This is a genomic window from Pelotomaculum propionicicum (assembly GCF_004369225.1).
Classification (GTDB): Bacteria; Bacillota; Desulfotomaculia; order Desulfotomaculales; family Pelotomaculaceae; genus Pelotomaculum_B; species Pelotomaculum_B propionicicum.
The window spans coordinates 1-4,677 of sequence record NZ_QFFZ01000092.1 but is presented as its reverse complement, the minus strand read 5'-3'; the positions used below and the strand labels follow the sequence as shown (position 1 = coordinate 4,677).

The 4,677-nt window shown below is 41.0% G+C and carries 6 protein-coding genes; 5 read left to right on the top strand and 1 reads right to left on the bottom strand.

Annotation, left to right across the window (positions count from 1 at the left end):
- The first annotated feature begins 698 nt into the window (after nucleotides 1-698).
- The 3 genes from Pmgp_RS18725 to Pmgp_RS18715 are packed head-to-tail and all read left to right on the top strand — an operon-like array spanning nucleotide 699 to nucleotide 2,098.
- Nucleotides 699-1,040 (top strand): helix-turn-helix domain-containing protein, encoded by a 342-nt coding sequence (locus Pmgp_RS18725; RefSeq protein ID WP_134216134.1) that lies wholly within the window; start codon nucleotides 699-701, stop codon nucleotides 1,038-1,040.
- Nucleotide 1,041: 1 nt separating this feature from the next.
- Nucleotides 1,042-1,827 carry an ImmA/IrrE family metallo-endopeptidase gene (locus tag Pmgp_RS18720; protein ID WP_134216133.1) on the top strand — a complete coding sequence of 262 codons (786 nt, stop codon included), beginning with the start codon at nucleotides 1,042-1,044 and terminating at the stop codon, nucleotides 1,825-1,827.
- On the top strand, nucleotides 1,802-2,098 hold the full coding sequence (locus Pmgp_RS18715) for a PIN domain-containing protein (protein WP_134216131.1): 297 nt from the start codon (nucleotides 1,802-1,804) through the stop codon (nucleotides 2,096-2,098). Before Pmgp_RS18720 ends, Pmgp_RS18715 begins: the two co-directional genes overlap by 26 nt.
- A gap of 766 nt (nucleotides 2,099-2,864) precedes the next feature.
- Here Pmgp_RS18715 and Pmgp_RS18705 read toward each other — a convergent pair.
- On the bottom strand, nucleotides 2,865-3,176 hold the full coding sequence (locus Pmgp_RS18705) for a helix-turn-helix domain-containing protein (protein ID WP_134216127.1): 312 nt from the start codon (nucleotides 3,174-3,176) through the stop codon (nucleotides 2,865-2,867).
- A 599-nt stretch (nucleotides 3,177-3,775) separates the two neighbouring features.
- On the opposite strand from Pmgp_RS18705, the gene Pmgp_RS19520 reads away from it, so the two are divergent.
- Both Pmgp_RS19520 and Pmgp_RS20135 read left to right on the top strand, forming a co-directional pair.
- Nucleotides 3,776-4,009, top strand: coding sequence for a hypothetical protein (locus Pmgp_RS19520; RefSeq protein WP_153189238.1), 234 nt, complete (start codon nucleotides 3,776-3,778; stop codon nucleotides 4,007-4,009).
- 431 nt (nucleotides 4,010-4,440) lie between these two features.
- Nucleotides 4,441-4,677, top strand: a 237-nt coding sequence (locus tag Pmgp_RS20135) for a hypothetical protein (RefSeq protein WP_205078110.1), incomplete at its 3' end; no start/stop codon positions are given.

Here is a 4,677-nt window from a genome sequence, read left to right as displayed (position 1 = left end):
GTAATTGTTATTCCTTTGAAACCACCTTTGCGCATTAACGACCTTGCCATGTCAATATTTGTCATTCAATTGTAAGATGAATTTTTTAATTTCCCCATAGAAACTAGCCGTCAGCGGTTTAGTCCAATGAAATTATCCAAAGTCAGCTCACGTTTTCGTAGAGCTATTTTTTGTTTTATTGACTTTGGATAATTTACTATTCATTATCCAAAGGTACGGATAAAACCAATTTGAGAATTGACACTACATCTTCACGATCAATTAATCGGTGATGTTCATCACACATTAGCATCAGGTTTGAAATATCCGCTTTTAGCTTAAAAGATAACTCTGGATCGCCTCGGGGTCCATCAGGACTATCGGCTATTATGTGGGCAATGTATGCTACGTTAAATTCATACTTGGTTAGCGTATCCAACCAAAGAGGCTTGTTGCATCCTTCATACTGACACCGTCAGCAGCTGTGCCCCAAAGTCTGATTTTTATTTTTTCAGGGATATAAGATACTGACACTATAATGGTACCTCCCCAGTCAATTACCATAAGCCCGTTTCAGACCTACTTGAAACTGGTTTTCATATTTGTGGGTGATAATGAAATCATAACCATACATATGGTAACATTTTAGAACCAATATTGCAATATTAATTTTTTTATGGTAACATTATATTACATAAGGGGAAGGGAGTTTGGATATTATGGGAGCACCGACATTTGCCCAGATTGGTGCACGGATTAGAGAAATCAGGGAGAGTAGAAATATTACCCAAAAACAATTAGCAGACGCCCTTCAAGTTACCAGGCCGGTTATAACAAAAATAGAGTCCGGTAACAAGGCGGTCAACGCAGTAGAACTGAAAATTATTGCAGATGCATTGGGCACTTCAATAGATGTATTTATGTCAGTACCAACGGAAGAAAGCCTGGTAGCACGCTTCAGGGCGAAAGGTGACAATGATACGGAATTCTTAGAGGCTGTCAACTTGGTTGAAGGGCTATTCCGTGATATTTTGGGTCAACTAAGAATCAGGAGGTCCTAGTATGGCTGCAAAATTTTCATCAGTGGAAAAGGAAAAGATTCTCCAGGATGCAAAATTACACGCGCGCCAGTACAGACGTGAGTTGGGTTTAGGAGATGAACCCATAGCCGATATTTTTGATTTGATCGAGCGACAGGGCATCATTCTTGTCCGATACCCAAGCCCCAGCGACAAACTCTCCGCAATGATAGCCAGGGAAGCCAATGAATATTTAATATTTATCAATTCCAAGATGTCTTTGGGGCATCAAATTTTCTCCGCCGCCCATGAATTACACCACTATCGCTACGATAAAGATAACCTTCAGGTTATTGCCTGCAACCCACTGTCGGAATCAAGCGACCCGGCGGAACTGATGGCTGACTTTTTTGCCGGCGAGTTTTTAATGCCGGAAGAAACAGTACGGGTCACCTGGAACCGATTCGGTAAAATTGTACGTATTTTGCCTATACACGTAATAACTATGGCGTGCACTTTTAGGGTAAGCTTTACTGCTATGCTCTACAGGTTACTAAAATTAAAACTTATAACCGGACCTGTTTTTGGCAAACTGAAGAAACTAAGCAAACCTGAAAATGAGGAATTATTAACAAAATATTTTAATTATATTTGCACTGCAGAATTAATAAAGCCAACCCAGAAAGAGTTACCCAAAGCTTTTATCGAGGCGGCAAACTACAACTATGCGAACGGTCTGGTTAGTTATAAAAAAATTGAGTCCTTATTAAATCCTTGGGATAAAACACCTGAGGATATAGGTATTGAGTATAATTACGGCATTGACTAAAATAACCGCCGCCATTAGTGATGCCGATGTTCTGATAAAGCTTTGCAAAGCCGGGTATCTCAATATATTGGGTGATGTGTTTGAGTATCTTTACGTACCTGCAGTGGTTCTCAGTGAAGTTGAAAGCAAAATAGAAGATGGAGAAAATAATTTCAGTCTTACTGCAGTCCGCCCACAGGGTTGGTTGGTAGTAATTGCGCAGGGGGACTTGAAACCAGGAACAAAAGCTAACTTATGCCTCATTTATAGCTTCCTATACGGATATTCTTAACCGAGGTGAGCTTCATGCTACCGCCTTGGCAAACGAGATGAATATTGATATTATTCTCAGCGACGATCATAGCGCTAAAAATATAATAGATCATCTTTTCCAAAAGAAAGGACTGGCGTACTGGGAAGTTCTGTACCTCTACGGCAAGATAAATACTATACCGCCCAGGCAATTAGAGACAATACACAATTCTGTCAACCAAGTAGTTGACCGACCTATTGGAGTTCCATTTAAAAGGTTAATGAAAAGGGCTGAACAAAGAATTTTAGAGATTTTTAGTTAAAAAGGATATCCTTTAAAATCTTCTGATGTAAACCTATTCATGTCAGCGACGGCTGGCGAAACCCCGCCTCGTTATAGCCCTGGGCAGATGCTAACAGTAAGCAGCTTTAACTGTTGGTTCCCTCTCCCTGGCCGGTGAGGCCTCTGCCAGGCTAAAAGTGATGTTATCACGTCGGCATTAGGTAGTTTGTCAGCACCGGCGTTGCCGCCACCTCAGCAAGGGGTCAGTGGTCGGAGGTAGCCACAAAGATAGGCCCGCTCCACCTGTCATTCGCGACTTGCAAATGCCAGGTGGAGCGGGCTTTGAAAATAACCTATGCTCCTGTGTGCGGATAAAGTAAAGTCAGCCCCCCGACACCATAAACCTTTGTTTCTCGAGGGCTGTGGGAATTTATTCCATGGCTTTTTGATTTTCAAGCTAGGTTCAATTCCTATTATCTTGAATTGTAAGAATAAAGAACCCACCAGGATGGCGGGTCAGCAATTATTTTTGAATCAAATATTTTTCGGTTATAGCTGGTTCTTTGTCGAGCAATTCAAGCATTCTCTGAGCAGGACCCTGCGGAATATTTTTCCCGGCCTCCCACGCCTCCACAGCCTTTTGGGAAACACCTATAATATTCGCAAAAGCTGATTGCGTCAAATCCAATTTCGTACGTATTTTTTTTATCTCCTTGGACTTGTAAACAGTTATTGGTTTAACCGCTACAACATGCCTTTTAACACCTTTTAAGCCGCCTTTTTCATGTTCTATGGCTTCCTTTAGGCCTTTAATGATTCTGGAATATGCATTCATTCGGATCACTTCCTTTTCAGTTCATTTCCCAAAGCTTTAATCAAAATCTTGATTTCCTTTTTCCCATTCTCACTTATATCAGTTTTTATATTATTGGGAATACATTAACACCAGCGCTTTTCGTACTCCGGCAAAATAATAAATTCCCTTTTCATCAGAACACCTTCTGTTATATTGTACACTATTGGATAGGGTATAATCAAAAATAATTTGTTTATTAGCCGACCAGAAATAAAGCAGGCGTGGCACTAACGCTGCACTAACAAGCCAACCTCCCTGTGGGCACAGGTATAAATTACTTCTGGCTACAATCACTCTAATATCTCCAAAATTTAACTCTTATGCAAAAATAGAACTTATAGAAGGATTTGTCGAAGGCAAAAAGAATAGTAAATTAGCTATAACGCTGTTTTTTATAGTAAGCCAGTTATTCCGGAAAACTTGTTTATTATTGATTATTTTGGTTATTACTGATACTTAAAGCATCTACGCTTTTTCCAAGCCTACGCTTGGAAAAAGGAGCCCCTAAAGGGGCAGTTGAAAACGGTTGGTTTACGTAGTATAACAATTCCCAAGATAATAAATCTTGGAGGAGCAATATGAAAGCCACAGACGAGTTTTCCGAATATTACAATGAACTTCTCGATGGTACATACGATTGTGTTGACAGGATCGTAATAAATGGTTATTATCCTATGTTGCATACCGGTGGCGGGTTTCGCTCATGGTGGCGATTGCTCACCGGTTCAGATGAACAACTGGACGATACACACCTTATGCGTATAGCAGGTCGCTTTAGTCGGCGCCTTCGTCATTGGGCCGAGCATAACTAATTAGTAACGGTAGTATTGACCTTAGAAAGAAGATTGCCTGTGTTAACCACTACTTTTTTCATATAATTGATCCTGATTGGGGACATCTTACCATCAAGATAAGTGGACATCCTCCCTTTGGAGCCATGATTATACTTAATGGACATGAGTGGGTTGATCGTCAAGCCAGAAAGCAAGGACTTGAAGTTAGTAAAGAAGGTAACTGCTTCACCAGGTTTTCCAACATCGCAGCTGTGAACAGAATCGCAGATACCTTGAATGCTTCGCATTCTATAGGGCGGCTGTCCACAGTATGCGATCGTTGGATTTACTCGACATGTCTTTGCTTTGCGCTGAAGCTTGACGACCAAAAGCGATCGGGATTTCATTACCAATATTCAATTTACCAAATTGAATACAGTCGCAATCTCCTCTTCCAGCGAGGTCGGGACTTGGAACAGGTTTATCAGCGAGTGATCGATTTGACCCGCGGTTCTTTGGACATCCGAACAATCAAAACTATCTTCGGATGGAAACACCGTCCTTGTCACCGCCAAAAACAAGGGCAAAGTCCGTCCCAACCCAAACTCACGGTCGAGAAACCTACGTATAATTTGACGGTGTTCAAAGTACACTTTGGCAAATTAACCTTAAAAATGTACGATAAAGGCGAGCGTGTTCTTCGGATT